A 19,142-nucleotide genomic window follows, 5' to 3' on the forward strand; every position below is an offset into this window, starting at 1 on the left:
GCTACCCGCCGCCCGGTCCGGTACGCACCGTCAGCGTGACGCCGTCGGCGAGGCGGTAGGGCGCTGTCGCCACGAGGTCGCCGACGACGCGGCGCAGCCGGGACACCTCGGCGCGCGCGGCGACCACGTGCCCGTCGTCGCCGAACAGGCCGCGGCCCAGTGCGGCGGCGTCCGTCCCCTGCCGGCCGGCGCGCGCGACCAGCGCGAGGACCTGGGCCTGCCGGCGGGTCAGCGCGGCCGACCACGACCCCCCGTGCGGCGAGCCCTCGCCGGCGGACACCCGCAGCACCGGCGCGGCGGCGAGGTCGAGCTCGGCGGCCACCGTCGCCCGCGGCTCGTACGGGCGCACCAACCAGCCCTCGCCCAGCCGCTCCGGGGTGCACAGGCCCAGCCCGGCCACCGCGACGGGGCGGCCGGCGCGCGGGACGGCCACCCGGGGACCCGCGGCGATGCCCGACCGCACGGCCACCCACCCGTCGTCGTCGACGACCAGCAGCGGCCCGCGCACGGTCCCGAGCACCGGCTCGGCGCTGCGCCGCAGCCGCTCGAGGTGCTGCTCGTGCCGCCGCCACAGGCCCGACTCGGCCAGCCGCACCGAGGTCTCCACCAGCGCGCCGATCGCCGGGTGCAGCGTGAGCGCCGGCCCGCTGACGTCGACGACGCCGAGCAGGTCGCCGGTGACCGGCGAGTGCACCGGCGCCGCCGAGCAGTACCAGGGGTGCTGGGCGGCCTCGAAGTGCTCGGCGGAGAACAGTTGCACCGGCGCGGCCTCGGCCAGCGCGGTGCCGATCGCGTTCGTGCCCACCGCCGCCTCGGTCCAGGTCGCCCCCTCGGCGAAGCCCAGCCGGTCGGCCTGCCGCCGGGTGCCCGACGACCCCTCGCGCCACAGCACCACGCCGTCGGCGTCGGTCACCACGACGAGGGCGGACGAGGCGTCGGCGACGCCGACCAGGACCTGCCGCAGCTCGTCGACGACCGGGGACAGGCCCGAGCCCCGCCGGCGCGCCTCGACGGCCTCCACCGGCAGCGGGTCGCGCGCGCGGGGGCGGTCGGGGTCCATGCCGAGGCCCAGCACGCGCGACCAGGACCGCTCGACCACGCGCCGCGGCCGCACCGGCGGGCGCCCGCCGGCGAGGACGGCGTCGTGCACCCGGGAGAGCACCCGGGCGTGGGTGGACAGGTCGGTCCCGGGCGCGACCGCCGACCACGCGGGCACCGGCGCCTCCTCGGGCGTGCAATCCGCTGCAACGCTCCCGCTCCGGACCGCGGGGCGCTGTGCTGCACATCACACCACGCCCGACCGGGACGACGTCAGACCGGGAAGAGGAGGCCTGCGTGACGCAGACCCTGGACGCGCCCCCGCAGGGCGCCGCCCGCCGTGCGGCCGACTGGTTCGCCGCTCTGGAGGACGCGTTCCGCGCCCGCGACGTCGAGCGGGCCGCCGGCCTGTTCGCGAGCACGAGCTACTGGCGCGACCTGGTCGCCTTCAGCTGGAACATCACCACCGTCGAGCACCGCGCGGGCGTGACGGACCTGCTCACCGCCACGCTGGACCGCACCGACCCCTCGGGCTTCGCCGTCAGCGAGGAACCGGAGGAGGCCGACGGCGTCACCACCGCCTGGTTCACCTTCCAGACGGCGGTCGGCCGCGGCAAGGGGCTGGTCCGGCTGGTCGAGGAGGACGGGCAGCTTCGGGCATGGACGTTCCTCACCACGCTGTACGAGCTCACGGGGCACGAGGAGCCGCGCGGCCCCGGCCGGCCCAGGGGCGCCGAGCACGGGGTGGACCGGCAGCGGCTGACGTGGGCCGAGCGGCGCGCCCGCGAGGAGGCCGAGCTCGGCCGCACCACCCAGCCGTACGTGCTCGTCGTCGGCGGGGGGCAGGGCGGCGTCGCGCTGGGTGCCCGGCTGCGCCAGCTGGGCGTGCCGGCCCTCGTCGTCGACCGGCACGCCCGGCCCGGCGACCAGTGGCGCAGCCGCTACAAGTCCCTCTGCCTGCACGACCCCGTCTGGTACGACCACCTGCCCTACCTGCCGTTCCCCGACAACTGGCCGGTGTTCTCGCCCAAGGACAAGATCGCCGACTGGCTCGAGTCGTACGTGAAGGTCATGGAGATCCCGTACTGGGGCAGCACCGAGGTCCGCAGCGCGGCCTACGACGAGGCGGCCGGCGAGTGGACCGTGGAGCTGGTCCGCGACGGCGAGGAGCTCACGCTCCGGCCGCAGCAGCTGGTGCTGGCCACCGGGATGAGCGGCAAGCCGAACGTGCCCGTGCTGCCCGGCCAGGACGTGTTCCGCGGCGAGCAGCACCACTCCTCGGCCCACCCCGGCCCGGACGCCTACGCCGGCAAGCGGGTGGTCGTGGTGGGGAGCAACAACTCCGCCTTCGACATCTGCGGCGCGCTGTGGGAGCACGGCGCCGACGTGACGATGGTCCAGCGGTCCTCGACGCACATCGTGCGCAGCAGCAGCCTGATGGAGATCGGGCTCGGGGCGCTCTACAGCGAGGAGGCGGTGGCCGCCGGCATGACGACGGAGAAGGCCGACCTGGTCTTCGCCTCGCTGCCCTACCGGATCCTGCACGAGTTCCAGATCCCGGCGTACGAGCAGATGAAGGAGCGCGACGCCGACTTCTACGACCGGCTGGAGAAGGCGGGGTTCTGGCTGGACTGGGGCGACGACGGCTCCGGCCTGTTCATGAAGTACCTGCGCCGCGGCTCGGGCTACTACATCGACGTCGGCGCCGCCGACCTGGTCGCGAACGGCGACGTGCACCTGGTGCACGGGCAGGTCGTCCGCCTGACCGAGGACGCCGTCGTGCTCGACGACGGCACCGAGCTGCCGGCCGACCTGGTCGTCTACGCCACCGGCTACGGGTCGATGAACGGCTGGGCGGCCGACCTGATCAGCCAGGAGGCCGCCGACCGGGTGGGGAAGGTGTGGGGCCTGGGCTCGGACACGACCAAGGACCCGGGCCCGTGGGAGGGCGAGCAGCGCAACATGTGGAAGCCCACCCGGCAGGAGGGGCTGTGGTTCCACGGCGGCAACCTGCACCAGTCGCGGCACTACTCGCTCTACCTGGCGCTGCAGCTCACGGCCCGCCACGCCGGCATCCCGACGCCGGTGCACGGGCTGGCCGACGTGCACCACACCCGCTGAGCACCCACGACCCACCGAGGACGCCCGGCGCCGGGGAGCCCCGCACTCCCCGGCGCCGGTGCCTGCGGTACCTAGGGGCGCCGGTGCCTGCGGTACCTAGGGGCGCCGGTGCCTGCGGTACCTAGGGGCGCCGGTGCCTGCGCGGCGTTAGGGTCGGCGCCGTCGCCGCCCAGCCCGCCGCGGGAGCCGCATGAACCTCGAGAAGGTCGTCTTCGGCTTCTTCGTGCTGCTCGCGGCGACGCTGAACTTCGGGTTCTTCATCGGCGACATCGAGGACCCGGAGCAGCACAACGTCTACGAGCTGTTCGCCGCGCTGGTGGTCAGCCTGGTCGCCACGGTGCTGAAGTTCGGCGACCGCACCCAGATCGGCGCGGTGCACCTGGCGACCAGCCTGGTGGCCGACCTGCAGCTGGTCGCGGCGACCCTGACGTGGGCGTGGGCGGTGCACATCTCGACCGACGGGCTGACCGCGAACGCGACGGCGAGCATGGTGTCGCTGTCCGGCGGCGCGCTGCTGGCGAACGTCGTCTCGGTGGTGCTGCTCGTCGTCGAGACCGTCTCCTTCCAGCGCCACTGACCGCCGCCGACCGCCGTGGAAGCCGCCCCGCCGCCCCCCGTCACCACCCGCGGCCGGCGCGCGCGCCGGAGGGCGCCGGTCGTCCCGCGCGCGGAGGGGTCGGCGACGGTGTTCGTCGTCCTCCGGCGGATGCGCGCGCCGCTGATCACGCTCATCGTGATCTTCTTCGTCAGCGTGCTCGGGCTCTCGCTCATCCCGGGCGTCGACGCGGAGGGGCAGCCGACCAGGCTGAGCCTGTTCGACGCGTTCTACGTCATGAGCTACACGGCGACGACGATCGGCTTCGGCGAGATCCCCTACGCCTTCAGCTACGGCCAGCGGATGTGGACGACGGCGACGATCTACCTGACCGTCGTCGGCTGGGCCTACGCGATCGGCTCGCTGCTGGCGCTGCTGCAGGACCGCGCCTTCCGCCAGGCGCTGGCACTGCGGCACGTGTCGCGCAAGGTCACCCGGCTGCGCGAGCCGTTCCTGCTGATCTCCGGGTACGGACAGGCCGGCGAGACGCTCGGGCTCTCCCTCGACGCGCTGGGCCGCCGGTTCACCGTCGTCGACATCTCGGAGAGCCGCATCGACGCCCTCGAGATCGCCAGCCACCGGGCCGACGTCCCCGGGCTGGTCGGCGACGCGCGGGACCCGCACGTGCTCGGCGTCGCCGGGCTCGGGCACCCGTACTGCGAGGGCGTGCTGGCCGTCACCGGCGACGACGAGGCCAACCTCGCGGTCACCATGGCCGCCGCGCTGCTGCGCCCCGAGCTCCCGGTGGTCGCCCGCACGACGTCGGCGACGGTGGCCGAGCGGATGTCCGGCTTCGGCTCGCCGACGATCATCAACCCCTTCGACCGGTTCGGCGACCACCTGCGGCTGGCGCTGCGGACCCCGGCGTCCTACCAGCTCATGACCTGGCTGGAGAGCGGGCCGGGCGCGGAGCTGCCGCCGCGGGGCAAGGCCCCGGCGCCGGGACGGTGGGTGGTGTGCGGCTACGGGCGGTTCGGCCGCCACTTCGCCGCCGACCTGCGCGCGGAGGGCCTGGAGGTGACCACCGTCGACCCCTCGCCGGAGGAGGAGCCGACCGTCGTCGGGGACTCCGCGGACCCCGACGTCATCCGGTCGACCGACATGGCGTCCGCGGTCGGCCTGGTCGCCGCCACCGACAACGACACGACCAACCTGTCGCTGGTGGCCGAGGCGCGGCGGATCAACCCCGGCCTGTTCGTCGCCGCCCGGCAGAACCAGCCCGCCGACGCGGCGCTGTTCGCCGCGATGGAGGTCGACGCGCTGCTCGTGCCGACCGAGGTGGTCGCCCACGACGCCTACGCCCGGCTGAGCACGCCGCTGCTCTGGCGCTTCCTGCGCGAGCTGCCGAGGCAGACCGACGACTGGTCGGCCGGCGTCGTCGAGCGGCTGCTGGAGGCGTGCGGCACCCACCTCGAGGCGCTGTGGAAGGTGCGGCTCACCGCGGACGACGCCCCGGCCCTGCACCCGCGGTTGGCCGCCGGGGGGTTCCGGTTGTGCGACCTGCTGCGCGACCCCGCCGACCGGGACGAGACCCTGCTGGCCGTGCCGCTCCTGGCCCTGCGCGGGGACGAGGCGCTGATGACCCCCGACGGTGACCTGGTGCTCCAGCCCGGCGACGAGCTGCTCTTCGCCGGCCGGGCAGCGGTACACCGGGAGGTGGAGGCGACGATGTTCATCGACGGCGTCGCCGACTACCTGGTCACCGGCCAGCGGGTGCCGCAGAGCTGGGTGTGGCGCAAGCTGACCCGGACGGGGCCGCTGCCGGAGGCGACCGCCGCGCCCTGACCGGCGCGACCGGCGCTCGTGACGAGGGGGGACGTGTGGCCGACGAGGGAGCGGGCCGACGACTGTGGCAGGGGCTGACCGGCCCCGGGGGGCTGGTCAGGCCGCCGAGCCTGCGCACCGACGACAACCGCTCGGCCTCGCGGCTGGAGCTGTTCTTCGACCTGGCGTTCGTGCTGGTCGTGGCGGAGCTGGCGATCGCGCTGCGCGAGGACGTCACCCTGCACGGGTTCCTCGTCTTCGCGGGCCTGTTCGCCACGGTGTGGTGGTCGTGGATCAGCTCGACGCTCTACGCCAACCGCTTCGACCACGACGACGTCGTCTACCGCGTGTACAAGCTGGCCAGCATGGCCGCCGTCGTCGGGCTGGCGGCTTCGGCGTCGGAGGCGACGGGAGAGCGGTTCACCGTCTTCGTCGTCTGCCAGCTGCTGCTGCGCGGGACGCTGCTCCTGCAGTACCACCGCGCGCACCGGCACGTGCCCGAGGCGCGGCCGATCACCCGCCTCTACCTGGCCGGGGCCGGTGCGGGGGCGGTGCTGTGGGCGGTGTCGCTCGCGGTGCCCCGGCCGGCCGCCTTCGCGCTGTGGGGCGCCGCCGTGCTGGTCGAGGCGCTGGTGCCGCTGCTGGCGACGCGCTCGCGCAGCGACGTGCCCCTGCACGTCGAGCACCTGCCCGAGCGGTTCGCGCTGTTCGTCATCCTCGTGCTGGGGGAGCCGGTGGCGGCGGTCGCGCACGGGCTCTACGACGCGAAGTGGTCGGGGGCCGCGCTGCCGGTGGCGGTGCTCGGCTTCGTGCTGGCGGCGGGGCTGTGGTGGAGCTACTTCGACCTCGCCGGCGCCCGCGCCAAGCGGCTGCTGGGCGAGGCCGGGGAGTCCAACGGCGCCACCTCCCACGACGTCTACGTGTTCGGCCACCTGCCGCTGACGCTCGCGCTGGCCACCGTGGGCGCCGGCCTGGAGCTGGCGGTGGTCGAGGCCGCGGCCGGGGAGGTGCCGCCGGCGACCCGGCTGCTGGTCGCGGGCGGGGTGGCGGTCTACCTGCTGTCGGCCAGCGTGACGACGTCGGCGATGACCGGCGACACCCGCCGGCAGTGGTGGTGGCCCGTCCTGGCCGCCGTGGTCGCCGCGCTGGACGCCCTGCTGGAGCTGCCGGCGTTCGTGGTGATCGGTGCCCTAGCCGCGCTCGTCGCGGTCGTGGTGGTCGCGGGCCTGGCGCAGCGCTCGGCCGGTGACCTGGAGACCGAGGAGGTCTGATGCCCGCCCGACCGGGTGGGGCACGGGAGTCGAGGACGGGAGGACGGGATGGACCAGCACGCGTGGACCCGGGTCGTCGAGGCCGCGACCCGCGCACCGTCGATCCACAACACCCAGCCCTGGTCGTTCGTCGCGGACGGCGACCGGCTCACGGTGCGCACCGACCCCTCGCGGGCGCTGCGGACACTGGACCCGAGCGGGCGCCAGCGCGTGGTCAGCTGTGGTGTGGCGGTCGAGTTCGCCGTCGTCGCGCTGACCGCCGCCGGGTCCGCGACGGAGGTCGAGCTGCTGCCGGACCCGGCGGACCCCGACCTGCTGGCGACGGTGACGGTCACCGGCCCGTGGGAGCCCGACGAGGAGGACCGGGTCCTCGACGAGGCGATCGACGCCCGGCACACCGAGCGGGCGCCCTTCCTGCCGCAGGCCGTCCCGGCCGACCTGGTCGAGCGGCTGCAGGCGGTGGCCGGGGCCTTCCGGGTGTGGCTGGAGCCGGTCACCACCGAGGACGAGGAGGTCGCGACCGTGTTCCTCATCTCCCGGGCCGAGGAGATCGAGCGGGGTGAGCCGGAGTACCTCGCGGAACTGGAGCGGTGGATGCGCACCGACCCGGGCGCCGTCGACGGGATCCCGGTCGCGGCGGTGCCGGGGGAGGACCCGGCGACCCGGCCGTCGAACTGGCTGGTCCGCGACTTCGTCGTCGGGTCCCGCCCGGCCGGGGGCGCACCGCGCGGCCCCGACCCCGACGCGCCGCCCGAGGTGGAGCGTCCCGCGGTCGTGGTGATGGGCACCGACGCCGACGACCGGGCGGCGTGGCTGACCGCCGGGCGGGCGCTGGGCCGCGTGCTGCTGGAGGCCACCGCGGCCGGGCTGGCCGCCTCACCGCTGACCCAGGCCCTGGACTGGCCGGCGACCCGTTCGCAGTTGCGCTCGCGGCTGTCGCTGATCGGGCACCCGCAGATGCTGCTGCGGCTGGGCTACCCCGCGGGTGACCGGACGCCGTCGACGAACCGGCGGCCGGTCACCGAGGTGCTCACCTTCGGTAGGACGCCCTCCGCCTGACCCTCCCTCCGCCTGACCCTCCCCCACGGGGACCAACGGCACTGTCCCGGCGGACCGCTGCGGGCGTGCACTGGACTGCGGAGGTCACCGGGGACCGGCCGGGAGGTGCTGCGGTGGACGGAATGCCGGATCGCGGCGGAGAGATCGTCGTCGGGGTGGACGGGTCCGCCTGCGCCCGCGCGGCGCTCGCCTGGGCCGGGCGGCTCGCGGACCGGACGGGCCTGCGGCTGACGGTGGTCCGGGCGTGGTCGCTGACCAACGCGCCGCGGCCGCCGACCTGGGAGCCGGCGTACGTACCGCCGATGGCCGACTACGAGGCGGCGGTGCAGGCCGCCCTCGCCCACGACGTCGCCGCGGCCGGGGTGCCCGAGCGCGTGACGGTGCAGTGCCGGGCGGTGCACCGTTCGCCCGTCCCCGCGCTGGCCGCCGCGTCGGCCGACGCCGAGATGCTGGTCATCGGCTCGCGCGGCCGGGGCGGCGTCCGCGGCCGGCTCCTGGGGTCGGTGACGACCTCGCTGGTCGAGGCCGCCGGCTGCCCAGTGGTCGTGGTGCGCCCACAGCGCCGGCCGGACCATGCCCGGCCGGGGAGCAGGGACAGCAGGGAGGACGCTCATGGACAGGTCGACCCCGCCGACGCCCGGTGACGACCGGCGCCGGGAGATGTCACCGGACGAGAAGCTCATCGCCCAGTGGGAGGCTCAGCACGACGTCGCCGCCCGCGGGCACCGCGGCGATCCGCTCGGGCTGCAGCGATCGCTGAGCCGCGAGCGCCTCGCCGATCAGTGCCGGCCGCCCCGCGGTGCGACGGCCAGCAGGGACGCCGCCGCGCAGGGGCAGCCGCGCGCTGCCGACGCGATGCCGGGCCCGGCGCCCGGCGAGCCGCAGGTGCCCGCCCGCCGGCACCCGTGGCGGCGCTTCCACCACCACTCGTCCGAGCACTGAGTCCGTCGGGCGCGGAGGCGACCTGACGCCTCGTCGACGAGTCGGCAGGTCGGCACGGCGACGAGGCGAGCTGTCGGCATGTCGATCGGTCCCCACGTCGAGGTGTCGCTGCGTCGAGGTGTCGCCGCATCGAGCTGTCGCCAAGTCGACCCGGCGGGACCTCAGAACGGTGGCGGGTCGTGGTCCGGGTCGGTCTGTGGTGGCCCGGCCGCCTGGGGTGGCGGGTCGGGCGCGGCCGGTGGTGGTCGCATGCCCGGTGGGCGGGTCGTGCTGGTGATGCCGGACGGTGTGGTGACGGTGAGGATCCCGTCGGCGTCCATGGTGAAGCGCCAGCCGCGGGCGAAGGTCTTGAGCCGGTGGTGGCAGCGGCACAGGCAGCAGAGGTTGGCGCAGTCGGTCGGGCCACCTGCGGCGTGCGGGATGACGTGGTCGGTGTCGGCCCAGCCGACGCGTTGGCCGCAGGTGGGGAAGCGGCAGGTGCGGTCGCGGGCGCGCACGAACGCCTGCTGCGCGGCCGAAGGGCTGTAGCGGTTCACGGCGTGGGGCCGGTCGAGCACCGCACACGAGCACTCCTCGGCCCGGTGTTCCGGGCAGCCGCGGGCGGCGAGCCGACGCAGCCGGTCCAGCGTGCCGGTGGCGCGCAGGGTGCCGTCGTCGTCGGTGAGGGCCACGGTGACCGATCCGCCGTCGGGTGCCTGTACGCCGAGGGCGTCGAGCCGGGCGAGCAGGTCGCGCAGGTGTGCGGCGGTGATCGGCAGCCCGTTGACCGCACCGCACCCGGTCGAGGACCCGGCCAGCGAGGCGAGGGTGGCGGTGATCTGCAGGTGCGCGGTGATCTGCAGGTGCGCGGTGATCTGCAGGTGCGCGGTGATCTGCAGGTGCGCGGTCACCGGTGGGCGGCTGTCGTCCCAGGGGCGCTGGATCAGGTCGGCGGCCACCTGGGTGCGCAGCTGCCCGATCGGGCGGGGGTCGCCGTCGGCCTTGAGCATGGCCGCGAGTGCGTCGATGACCGCGTGGCAGGCCGCGGCCACCTCGGCGGGCAGGTCGGCGGTCAGTCTCGCCATGCCCTCGTCGGGGGAGGGCTCGAGGCGGACGTCGGCGTGGCGCTGTGCCTGCTCCCGGCGGCGCTCGGCCGCGTCGGGGTCCAACTGCAGCAGCAGTTCCAGCGCGCGCTTCTTCAGCTTTCCCGCCGTCAGGGTCGCGGCCTCGGGCAGCAGCCGGGCCTCCACCCGCCGCGCCAGCCCCGGGTCGGTGTGCTCCAGCGCCTCGACCAGGATCCGGGCCCGGTACTCGTCCAGCACCCCGGCGGCCAGCGCCGCCCACGTGGCGGGCAGGCTCTCCCGCAACGTCCAGGCTCGGTGGGCCAGCTTCGACGCCGCCACCCGGCCGCAGTTGAGGACCATCGCCAGCTCGACGGGAAAGAACTCCGACACCCCGGGCAGCTCGGGATCGGGCTTCCACGACCGCGCACCGGGTGTGCCGGGCGGCGGGTCGTCGTCATCGGGTGAGTCATCGGCCAGGCCGAGCACGAGTTCGGCCTCGTAGGCGGCGGTCCGAGCCCGCACCGCCTGCACCCGCGCCAGCTCCGCCGCCATCTGCTCCCGCGACAGCAACGACACCGGCAGCCGGCGCAACGGCGCCGGCGTCTCGACCAGGAGACCGGCCAGCGCACGCTCGAAGCGCGACCCGTGGACGGCGACCTCCTGCACACCTGCGAACCTACGGCCGGGGTACGACAGTTCCCGCAGGTCAGGAGGCACTCGGCACGCCAGATCGCTCGGGCGCCGCTCCAGGGCATTGGCCCACCCGGACCCGGGACGACGGCGTGCGCGGAGGTGCGGTCCCGAGGCGAGGAGCTGCACACCAGCGCCCACCGTCGCCCGGGGTACCCGTGCACCGCGGCACGGCAGGTCAGGCGGTGGGGTCGCCACGGGCACCACGCGGTGAGGGGGAGGTGTGGGTGCCCTGTGGCTGTGGCGTGCCGCCGTCCGCCGACAGGGTCGACGCCATGACGCACACCGCTCCCGCCCCCATGGCCGACGTCCGCGACATGTACGTCGTCCACCGCGCCTTCCGCCGCGAGCTCCGGCTGGTGCCCGAGCTCGTCCGGGCCGTCGCCCCCGGCGACACCGGGCGCGCCGCCGTCCTCGCCCGGCACACCCGGATGTGCCTGCACGGCCTGCACCTGCACCACACCGCCGAGGACGAGCTGCTCTGGCCCCTGCTGCTCGAGCGCTGCCCGCCCGACGCCGACCTGGTGCACCGCATGGAGGCCCAGCACGCCGAGGTGGAGCGGCTCCTCGACCTGCTCGGCCCGGCGCTGGACCGGTGGGAGGTCGAGGCCCGGCCCGCCGTCGCCGAGGAGGTCGCGGGCACGGTCGACGCGCTGCGGACCGTCCTGCTCGAGCACCTCGACGAGGAGGAGCGGGAGATCCTGCCGCTGGCCGAGCGGCACGTCACGCAGCAGGAGTGGTCGCGGCTCGGCCAGCACGGCAAGGGGCAGACGGCGCTGCGGGACCTGCCGCTGCTGTTCGGCTCGCTGCTGGAGGAGTGCAGCCCCGAGGAGCGCGAGATGATGCTGCACGTCGTCCCGTTCCCCGTCCGGGTCCTGCTGCGCACCGTCGGCGCCCGCAGCTACCGCCGCTACGTCAGCCGGGTGCGGGGGACGCGCTGAGTTCCCGCGCCAGCGCCGGGACGTCCGCCGGGCGCAGCAGCCGGCCCGCGTCCCAGGCCCGCCCGAACGCCGCCTCGCCCAGCGCCGCGCGCACCTGCGGCAGCACCTGCCGGGCCAGCTCGACGTCGGGCGGGAAGGCCACCGCCACCGACGCCGCCTCCGCGGTCGCCGAGCCCGCGGCGAACAGCCGGGCGGCCAGCTCCGGCCGCCCCCGCCGGGCGGCGACGACGGCCAGGCCCGGCAGCGTGTAGGCCAGCGTCCAGGTGGTGCGGACCTCCGCGGCGAGCTCCGCGGCCTCGGTCCACCGCGCCAGCGCCTCGTCGTCGTCCCCGGCGAGCTGCGCGAGGGAGGCCTGGACGTTGAGCACGGTGGCCAGCGTGAACGGGCTGCCCAGGTCCCGCGCCAGCCGCTCCGCCGCGGCGAGCTCCGCCGTGCCCCCGCGGAGCTCGCCGGCCAGCAGCAGCCGCTGCCCGCGCACGATCACGGCGTGCGCGCCGGCCCAGGCCTGCCCGGTCTCCCCGGCCAGCCGCAGCGCCTCGGCGAGGTCGTCGTCGGCGCCGGCGGGGTCCCCGCGGAAGACGGCGGCCGACGCGGTGAGCACCAGTGCCAGGGCCCGCAGGTCGCCGGCGCCGGCCGTCGCGGCCGCGCGGGCGGCGCCTGCGGCCGCGTCCGCCGTCCCGGGGAGGTCGCCGGAGGCGTAGCGCAGCGCCGCGGTCGCCAGCAGCAGGCGGGCGTCGTCGTCCGGGGCGAGCCCGGCGCGCGGCACCCGCGTGACCCAGCCGAGCCCCTCGGCGACGTTGCCCCGCACCGCCCAGTACAGCCAGGTGCCCTCGACCAGCCGCGCGACGTCGGACGCGCGGCCGGCGGCCACCAGCCGGCCGAGCGCGGCCGAGAGGTTGCCGTGGTCGCGCTCGAGCCGGTCCAGCCACGCGCCCTGGGCCGGCCCGGCCAGGCCCGTGCCCGCACCGGAGGCGAGGTCGAGCACGGCCGCGGTGGCCCGGTCGGCCACCACGTCTGCCTCCCCGGAGCCGGCCAGCCGCGCCGCCGCGTACTGGCGCACCGGCTCGAGCAGCCGGTAGCGGGCGTGCGGCCCGTCCTCCGCCACGACCAGCGACTGCTCCACCAGGCCACCGAGCTCCGGGACGACGTCGTCCCCGCCGGCGACGGCCCGCGCGGCGTCGAGGTCGAATCCGCCCGCGAACACCGCCAGCCGCCGCAGCAGCGCCTGCTCACCGGCGGTGAGCAGGTCTTGGCTCCAGTCCAGGGCGGCGCGCATCGTGCGCTGCCGCTCGGGCAGGTCGCGGGAGCGCCCGGAGCCGAGGGCGTCGTCGAGACGGTCGAGCAGGGCCGACGGCGGGAGGTAGCGCGCGTGCGCCGCGGCCAGCTCCAGCGCCAGCGGCAGCCCGTCGAGGCGACGGCAGATCGCGGCGACGTCGGCGGCCGCCTCCTGCAGCGACACCGCACGGCCGGCCGCTGCCGCCCGGTCGAGGAACAGCCGGGCGGCGGGGGAGGCGGCGACGGTCGCGGCGTCCGGGCGCGCCGGGACGGGCAGCGGGCCGAGGGGGTGCTCGCGCTCGGCCCGCACGCGCAGCGCCGCGCGGCTGGTGGCCAGCACCGCGAGCCCGGGGCAGCGCGCCAGCAGCGCGGCCACGTCCGGCGCGGCGTCGAGCACGTGCTCGACGTTGTCCAGGACGACGAGGTGCGCGCGGCCGCCCAGCCGCGCGGCGACGGCGTCGAGCACGGGTCCGGTCAGCTGCCGCCCGCCGAGTGCCCGGGCGAGCGCCGGCAGGACCAGCCGCGCCTCCCGCACCGGCGCGAGCTCGACGAGCGTGACGCCGTCGGGGAAGTCCGGTGAGAGGGCGCGGGCGGCGGCCAGCGCCAGGGTGGTCTTCCCGACGCCGCCGGGCCCGGTGAGGGTGAGCAGCCGCGTCGCCCCCGACCGCAGCAGGCCGGTCACCTCGGCCAGCTCGGTCTCGCGGCCGACCAGCGGCGCGGCCGGCAGCGGCAGCACCGGCGGCGTCGGCGGGGGCGGGCCCTCCGCCGGCGGACCCGGACGGGCGGCGGCGGCCAGGACCGCGCGGTCGGCGTCGTCGAGGTCGAGGGCGTCGGCAAGCGCGCGGAGGGTGTGCGGGTACGGCCGCCGACGCTCCCCGCGCTCGAGCGCGCTGACCCCCTTGGCGGTCAGCCCGGCGCGGGAGGCCAGCTCCTCCTGGCTGAGCGCGGCCCGTTCCCGCCACCGGCGCAGCAGGCCGGCGAGGGACCCGGGGTCGGACGGCACGGCGCTCACCGGCCGGGAGGGTAGCCGCGGCCCGCCATCGCCGACAGGACATCAGCCTTGACTGATATAAGTCGGCGCTGACATGCTCCGCCCGTGCACGCGTTCGACGTCCTGGGCGACCCCGTCCGCCGGCGCATCGTCGAGCTCCTCGCCGACGGTGAGCTGTCGGCGGGGGAGGTCACCGCGGTGGTGCGCCGGGAGTTCGGCATCTCCCAGCCCGGCGTCTCGGCGCACCTGCGGGTGCTCCGGGAGAACGGCTTCGCCCGGGTGCGGGCCGACGGCGCGCGGCGGCTCTACGCCGTCGAGCCGGCGCTGCTGCAGGACGTCGACCGGTGGCTCGAGCGGTTCCGCGGCACCTGGGACCGGCACCTCGACGCACTCGCCACCGAGCTCGCCCGCGGCCAGCGCGAGCGGCGCCGGCGCGGCAGCACGCCACCCGAGGACCACCTACCCGAGAACCACCCACCCGAGGAGGAACCGTGAGAGACCTGCTGGCCGGAATCGCCGAGACCGCGCGGGAGGTCGCGCGCCGCGGCGCCGGCGACGACGAGACCATCGCCGTGAGCCTGCGCCGCGAGTACCCGGCCGACGTCGCCGACGTCTGGGACGCCGTCACCGACCCGGCCCGGTTGGCGCGCTGGTTCGCACCGGTCAGCGGCGACCTGCGGCAGGGCGGCACCTTCGCCGTCGAGGGCAACGCCGACGGCGAGATCCGCGAGTGCACGCCGCCGTCCTCGCTCGTGCTGACCTGGGGGAGCCCGGTCAGCGTGGTCACCGTGCGACTCGCGCCCGCGGGGCGGGGCACCGGGCTCGTGCTCGAGCACACCGTCCCGGCGGCGTTCGCCGGCAGCGGCGCGGGTGCCCTGTTCGTCGGCCCGGGCTGGGACGTCGCCCTGCTCGGCCTGGCGCTGCACGTGGGCGGCGACGACGTCGGCGACCCGGTCGCCTGGGAGGGCAGCGACGAGGTCCGCGCGGCCAGCGCCGCCTCGATCGACGCGTGGGTCGCCACCGTGACCGGCTCGGGCACGGCGACCCCCGAGGAGGTCGCCGGCGGGGAGGCCGCGGCCCGCGCCCAGTTCACCCCGGAGCCCTCGGCGGGCTGAACGTGGTGGTCCCCGGCTCGCCGGGGACCACCACGTCGGTCAGAGTGGGCGCGCAGCTCCCTCGAGACGGAAGGCCCACGCGTGCGCGCCCAGGACGACGGCGACCCCCAGCTGGCGGAGTTCGGTTACACCCAGCGGCTCGACCGCAGCATCGGCCGGTTCGCCAGCTTCGCGGCCGGCATCAGCTACATCTCGATCCTCACGGGCACGTTCCAGCTGTTCTACTTCGGCTTCGGCGCCGGCGGCCCGGCCTACGTGTGGTCCTGGCCGATGGTCTTCGCCGGGCAGCTGATGGTCGCCCTGTGCTTCGCCGAGCTCGCCGCCCGCTACCCGGTGGCCGGGTCCCTCTACAACTGGACGAAGCGCCTCGGCAGCACGACGACGTCGTGGCTGGCCGGCTGGGTGATGCTCACGGCCTCGGTCGTGACGCTCGCGGCGACCGCGCTCGCCTACCAGATCACGCTGCCCCAGCTGTGGTCGGGATTCCAGGTCGTCGGCGACGGCACCGGCACCTACGACGTCGCCGTCAACGCCGTCCTGCTGGGCGGGCTGCTGATCCTGGCCACCACGCTGGTCAACGCCTTCGGTGTGCGGCTCATGAGCCGGATCAACAGCGCGGGGGTGTTCATCGAGCTGGTCGCGGCCGTCCTGATCATCGTCGTGCTGGCCGTGGCGGTCACCCGCGGCCCGCAGGACGTCCTCACCGACACCGGCGGGCGCGGCGAGGGCCAGTCGCTGGGCTACCTCGGCGCCTTCCTCGTCGCCGCGCTCGCGTCGGGGTACGTGATGTACGGCTTCGACACCGCCAGCTCGCTGGGGGAGGAGACCAAGGACCCCGGCCGGACCGCCCCGCGCGCCATCCTGCGGGCCGTCACCGCGTCGTTCGTGCTCGGCGGGCTGATCCTGCTCTTCGCCCTCATGGCCGCGCCCGACCTCACCGACCCGCAGCTCTCGTCCAGCTCCGGCGGCCTGCAGTACGTGCTGCTCTCGGTGGCCGGCACGGGTCTGGGGAAGGCGTTCCTCGTCTGCATCGTCGTCGCGGTCACCGTCTGCGTCCTCGCGGTGCAGACGGCGACCATCCGGATGGCCTTCGCCATGGCCCGCGACAACGCGCTGCCCTTCAGCGCGCAGCTGGCCCGCGTGGACCCCAAGCGGCGGACGCCGGTGGTGCCGGCCGTCGTCATCGGGCTGCTGGCGATCGGGGTGCTGGTGCTCAACGTGCGCCAGCCGCAGGTGTTCACCGCGCTCACCAGCATCGCCGTGGTGATGATCTACCTCGCCTACCTGCTGGTCACCGGGCCGATGCTGGTCGCCCGGCTGCGCGGGAGGTGGCCGCTGCCCGAGCGGCCGGGGCGGTTCTCGCTCGGTCGCTGGGGGCTGCCGGTCAACGTGCTCGCGGTGCTCTGGGGCGCGGGGATGGCGCTGAACCTCGCCTGGCCGCGGCGGGAGGTCTACAACGCCACGGGCGAGCCGCAGTGGTACCTGCAGTGGGCCGCGTTCGTGTTCATCGGCGCGATCATCGCCTCCGGCCTGGCCTGGTTCCTGCTGCGCCAGCGCAAGCGCACCGGCGTGCTCCCCGAGCACGCCGTCGTCGTCGACACGGCGCCGCCGCCTACCCCCGCCTGATCCGGACGCGACGGCCCGCCGTCCGCGCGACGTCACGCAGCAGGCGGGCGCGCGCGGCGGGGGGCAGCGCGGCGAACACCCGCGCCATCGCCGCGGCGATCGCCGCCGGCGGCGATCCGACGTCGAGGTAGGCGGCCCACGTGCGCTCGGGCAGGGTGAAGAAGGCGGCGAAGAAGGCGTCGGTGGCCGCCGCGTCCAGGGGCAGCAGCACCTCCAGGCCCAGCCCGAGCAACGCCGCCGTCGCCCGGGGCCGGGCGGCGCGCACCACCCGGTGGGGGTCGCTGCCGCCGGCGAGCGCCGCGGCCACCCGCGGACCCAGCCGCAGCGACGACGCCACGCTGTAGCCGGTGGCCGGGTGCACCAGCCCGGCGGCCGCGCCCAGCCGGGTGCCGGCGCCGGCGCCCCGGGCCGCGCCGTCCAGCGGGATGGCCACCCGCTCGGCGTCCCCGGCGGGGCGCAGCCCGTGCGCGGCGAGCAGCGCGGCCAGCCGGTCGCGCAGGCCGGCCAGGGGCAGGGGCGGCCGCGCGGCCAGGGAGGTGGCCTCCAGCAGCACGGTGCCGTCGTCGAGGGGCAGGCCGTAGAGGAACGCCGGGGGCAGGGCCGGGTCGGCCAGCGCCGCCCAGTCCATGAGCAGCGCGCCGCCGGGCGGCACCAGGTCGGGCACCGGGCCCGCGACCACCTCGCCCCAGGCCCGCTGCTGCGCGCTGCCCGGGCCGCCGCCGCGGGCGTCGAGGACCACCCGCGCGGTCAGCCGCCCGCCGTCGGCGAGGACGGCGACCTCCCGTCCGCCGTCGGCCAGCATCCCGGCCACCCGGCCGGTGACCACCTCGCCGCCGGACGCGCGGAACCGGTCGAGCAGCGCGGCGTGCACGACGTCGTTGCGCAGCCGGGCGTAGCCGCGGGACAGCCGCCGCTCCCCGCCGGCCGCCGTGCGCACCACGGTGGGGGAGTACCGCGTCGCCGCGGTGGCCGGGTCGAGGCCGAGCGGGCCGGCCGCGGCGTCGAGCTCGTCGGCCCACAGGGAGTAGGTGGCCGGCCAGGGCCGCGTGCCGGGGGCGACCAGGGCCGTCCGCAGTCCCGCCGCCGCGCAGGCGGCCGCGGCCGACAGGCCCGCCGGTCCGGCACCGGCGACGACGACGTCGAGGTCGTCGGGGGCGGGGGACGCGGCGGGCACGGCAGGAGACGACCACACCCCCCGTCCCCGGCGCCAGGCCGGGATCGGGGGGTGCGGTCGGGGAGGCGGGTCAGCGGACGCCGGCGACCGCCTGCTCGCGCACCTCGGCCGGGGCGTCGGGCAGGTCGCCCGGGCCGTGGTCGTCGTCGAGCATGGTCGTCTCGTCGAAGGGGGACCGGCCCGACAGGGCGGCGTCGAGCTGGGTGCGGTCGAGCTCCTTGGTCCAGGTGGCGACCAGGACGGCGGCGACGGCGTTGCCGGCGAAGTTGGTCACCGCGCGGGCCTCGGACATGAACCGGTCGATGCCGACGATGAGCCCGACGCCGTCGAGCAGGTCGGGACGGTGGGCCGACAGGCCGCCGGCGAGGGTGGCCAGGCCGGCGCCGGTGACCCCGGCGGCGCCCTTCGAGGCGATGATCATGAAGGCGAGCAGGCCGAGCTGCTCACCGATCGACAGCGGGTCGCCCAGGGCCTCGGCGATGAACAGCGAGGCCATCGTGAGGTAGATGGCGGTGCCGTCGAGGTTGAACGAGTAACCGGTCGGCACGACGATCCCGGCCACCGGCTTGCTCACGCCGGCGTGCTCCATCTTCGCGATCAGCCGGGGCAGCGCGGTCTCCGACGACGACGTGGAGACGATGAGCAGGAACTCCCGGCCCAGGTAGCGCAGCAGCGAGAAGATGTTGATCCCCGCGACCAGCCGCAGGATGAGGCCGAGGACGACGAACACGAAGACCGCGCAGGTGGCGTAGAAGCCCAGCATGATCACCGCGAGGCTCTTCAGCGCGTCGACGCCGGTCTCCCCGACCACCGCGGCGATGGCGCCGAACGCGCCGATCGGGGCCACCCACATGACCATCGCCAGGATGCGGAAGACCAGCTTCTGGAAGTGGCCGATGCCGCGCAGGACGGGCTCCCCGGCCCGGCCCATCGACTGGATGGCGAACCCGACCAGCAGCGCGACCAGCAGCGCCTGCAGCACCGACCCCTCGGTGAGCGCGGAGACCAGGGTGGTGGGGATCAGGCCGAGGACGAAGTCGACCGTGCCGCCGGAGCCCTCGGCGTCCTGGGCGAGTGCCGCCCCCTCACCGCGCAGGCCCTCCGACAGCTGCAGGCCGTCGCCGGGCTGCAGCAGGTTGCCCACCACCAGGCCGATGGCCAGCGCCACCGTCGACATCAGGAGGAAGTAGCCCAGCGCCAGGCCGCCGACCCGGCCGACCTTCGCCGCCTGCCGGATCGACCCGATGCCCAGCACGATGGTGCAGAAGATGACCGGGGCGATGAGCATCTTGATCAGGGCGACGAACGCCGTCCCGATCCACTTCAGGCCCGCGGCGAACTCGGGGAACACCAGCCCGACGGTGATGCCGAGGAGGACCGCGGCGATCACGGCCAGGTAGAGCCAGTGCGTGCGGTCGCGCCGCGTCGGTGTCGCGGTGTCTGCTGCCATGACTGCTCCTGTGGGGTCGGGAGACCGGGTGTGGTGCTCCCAGTGGG

16 protein-coding genes are annotated in these 19,142 nt (G+C 76.0%); 11 read left to right on the forward strand and 5 right to left on the reverse strand.

Annotated elements, in window-relative coordinates:
• Position 1 precedes the first annotated feature (1 nt).
• A complete protein-coding gene (locus BM165_RS01070; RefSeq protein ID WP_075011671.1) occupies positions 2-1,216 on the reverse strand; it encodes a GAF domain-containing protein in 1,215 nt (404 codons plus the stop codon).
• A gap of 119 nt (positions 1,217-1,335) precedes the next feature.
• Here BM165_RS01070 and BM165_RS01075 point away from each other — a divergent pair, with 119 nt between their 5' ends.
• The 7 genes from BM165_RS01075 (at position 1,336) to BM165_RS01105 (ending at position 8,790) form a co-directional block, all read left to right on the forward strand.
• Complete coding sequence (locus BM165_RS01075) at positions 1,336-3,159, forward strand: flavin-containing monooxygenase (protein WP_075011672.1); 1,824 nt, start codon at positions 1,336-1,338, stop codon at positions 3,157-3,159.
• 190 nt (positions 3,160-3,349) lie between these two features.
• On the forward strand, positions 3,350-3,736 hold the full coding sequence (locus BM165_RS01080) for a DUF6394 family protein (RefSeq protein ID WP_075011673.1): 387 nt from the start codon (positions 3,350-3,352) through the stop codon (positions 3,734-3,736).
• A gap of 108 nt (positions 3,737-3,844) precedes the next feature.
• Positions 3,845-5,539, forward strand: a complete 1,695-nt coding sequence (locus BM165_RS01085) for a potassium channel family protein (RefSeq protein ID WP_244273950.1) — start codon at positions 3,845-3,847, stop codon at positions 5,537-5,539.
• A gap of 35 nt (positions 5,540-5,574) precedes the next feature.
• Complete coding sequence (locus tag BM165_RS01090; protein ID WP_075011675.1) at positions 5,575-6,789, forward strand: low temperature requirement protein A; 1,215 nt, start codon at positions 5,575-5,577, stop codon at positions 6,787-6,789.
• Between the two features lie 48 nt (positions 6,790-6,837).
• Positions 6,838-7,848: an Acg family FMN-binding oxidoreductase gene (locus tag BM165_RS01095; protein ID WP_075011676.1), complete on the forward strand. Its 1,011-nt coding sequence runs from the start codon at positions 6,838-6,840 to the stop codon at positions 7,846-7,848.
• A 122-nt stretch (positions 7,849-7,970) separates the two neighbouring features.
• Positions 7,971-8,492 carry a universal stress protein gene (locus tag BM165_RS01100; protein WP_075011677.1) on the forward strand — a complete coding sequence of 174 codons (522 nt, stop codon included), beginning with the start codon at positions 7,971-7,973 and terminating at the stop codon, positions 8,490-8,492.
• Positions 8,461-8,790, forward strand: a complete 330-nt coding sequence (locus BM165_RS01105; RefSeq protein WP_075011678.1) for a hypothetical protein — start codon at positions 8,461-8,463, stop codon at positions 8,788-8,790. Before BM165_RS01100 ends, BM165_RS01105 begins: the two co-directional genes overlap by 32 nt.
• Before the next feature lie 161 nt (positions 8,791-8,951).
• Here BM165_RS01105 and BM165_RS01110 read toward each other — a convergent pair whose 3' ends face one another.
• Complete coding sequence (locus BM165_RS01110; protein WP_075011679.1) at positions 8,952-10,499, reverse strand: HNH endonuclease signature motif containing protein; 1,548 nt, start codon at positions 10,497-10,499, stop codon at positions 8,952-8,954.
• A gap of 299 nt (positions 10,500-10,798) precedes the next feature.
• Between BM165_RS01110 and BM165_RS24065 the strand changes: the two genes are divergently transcribed.
• On the forward strand, positions 10,799-11,464 hold the full coding sequence (locus BM165_RS24065; protein ID WP_075012068.1) for a hemerythrin domain-containing protein: 666 nt from the start codon (positions 10,799-10,801) through the stop codon (positions 11,462-11,464).
• Here the strand turns inward: BM165_RS24065 and BM165_RS01120 are convergent.
• Positions 11,439-13,751 carry an ATP-binding protein gene (locus BM165_RS01120; protein ID WP_083426924.1) on the reverse strand — a complete coding sequence of 771 codons (2,313 nt, stop codon included), beginning with the start codon at positions 13,749-13,751 and terminating at the stop codon, positions 11,439-11,441. The two genes, BM165_RS24065 and BM165_RS01120, sit on opposite strands and share 26 nt — an antisense overlap.
• A gap of 84 nt (positions 13,752-13,835) precedes the next feature.
• Here BM165_RS01120 and BM165_RS01125 point away from each other — a divergent pair, with 84 nt between their 5' ends.
• From BM165_RS01125 to BM165_RS01135, 3 genes are all read left to right on the forward strand, one after another.
• Positions 13,836-14,225, forward strand: coding sequence for an ArsR/SmtB family transcription factor (locus BM165_RS01125; protein ID WP_075011681.1), 390 nt, complete (start codon positions 13,836-13,838; stop codon positions 14,223-14,225).
• A complete protein-coding gene (locus BM165_RS01130; protein WP_075011682.1) occupies positions 14,222-14,845 on the forward strand; it encodes an SRPBCC family protein in 624 nt (207 codons plus the stop codon). Before BM165_RS01125 ends, BM165_RS01130 begins: the two co-directional genes overlap by 4 nt.
• A gap of 81 nt (positions 14,846-14,926) precedes the next feature.
• Positions 14,927-16,471 carry an APC family permease gene (locus tag BM165_RS01135; RefSeq protein WP_075011683.1) on the forward strand — a complete coding sequence of 515 codons (1,545 nt, stop codon included), beginning with the start codon at positions 14,927-14,929 and terminating at the stop codon, positions 16,469-16,471.
• Here BM165_RS01135 and BM165_RS01140 read toward each other — a convergent pair.
• Both BM165_RS01140 and BM165_RS01145 read right to left on the reverse strand, forming a co-directional pair.
• Positions 16,458-17,645: a lycopene cyclase family protein gene (locus BM165_RS01140; protein WP_075011684.1), complete on the reverse strand. Its 1,188-nt coding sequence runs from the start codon at positions 17,643-17,645 to the stop codon at positions 16,458-16,460. The genes BM165_RS01135 and BM165_RS01140 overlap by 14 nt on opposite strands.
• A gap of 70 nt (positions 17,646-17,715) precedes the next feature.
• Positions 17,716-19,095, reverse strand: a complete 1,380-nt coding sequence (locus BM165_RS01145; RefSeq protein WP_075011685.1) for a cation:dicarboxylate symporter family transporter — start codon at positions 19,093-19,095, stop codon at positions 17,716-17,718.
• Positions 19,096-19,142: the final 47 nt, after the last annotated feature.

Origin of the sequence: Geodermatophilus obscurus (assembly GCF_900115395.1) — a bacterium.
Lineage (GTDB): Bacteria > Actinomycetota > Actinomycetes > Mycobacteriales > Geodermatophilaceae > Geodermatophilus > Geodermatophilus obscurus_B.

Excerpts from the sequence above, each read along its gene's own strand:
- BM165_RS01080 (WP_075011673.1), top strand. The coding sequence starts at position 3,350 with ATGAACCTCGAGAAGGTCGTCTTCGGCTTCTTCGTGCTGCTCGCGGCG.
- BM165_RS01095 (WP_075011676.1), top strand. The coding sequence starts at position 6,838 with ATGGACCAGCACGCGTGGACCCGGGTCGTCGAGGCCGCGACCCGCGCA.
- BM165_RS01100 (WP_075011677.1), top strand. The coding sequence starts at position 7,971 with ATGCCGGATCGCGGCGGAGAGATCGTCGTCGGGGTGGACGGGTCCGCC.
- BM165_RS01105 (WP_075011678.1), top strand. The coding sequence starts at position 8,461 with ATGGACAGGTCGACCCCGCCGACGCCCGGTGACGACCGGCGCCGGGAG.
- BM165_RS24065 (WP_075012068.1), top strand. The coding sequence starts at position 10,799 with ATGACGCACACCGCTCCCGCCCCCATGGCCGACGTCCGCGACATGTAC.
- BM165_RS01145 (WP_075011685.1), bottom strand. The coding sequence starts at position 19,095 with ATGGCAGCAGACACCGCGACACCGACGCGGCGCGACCGCACGCACTGG.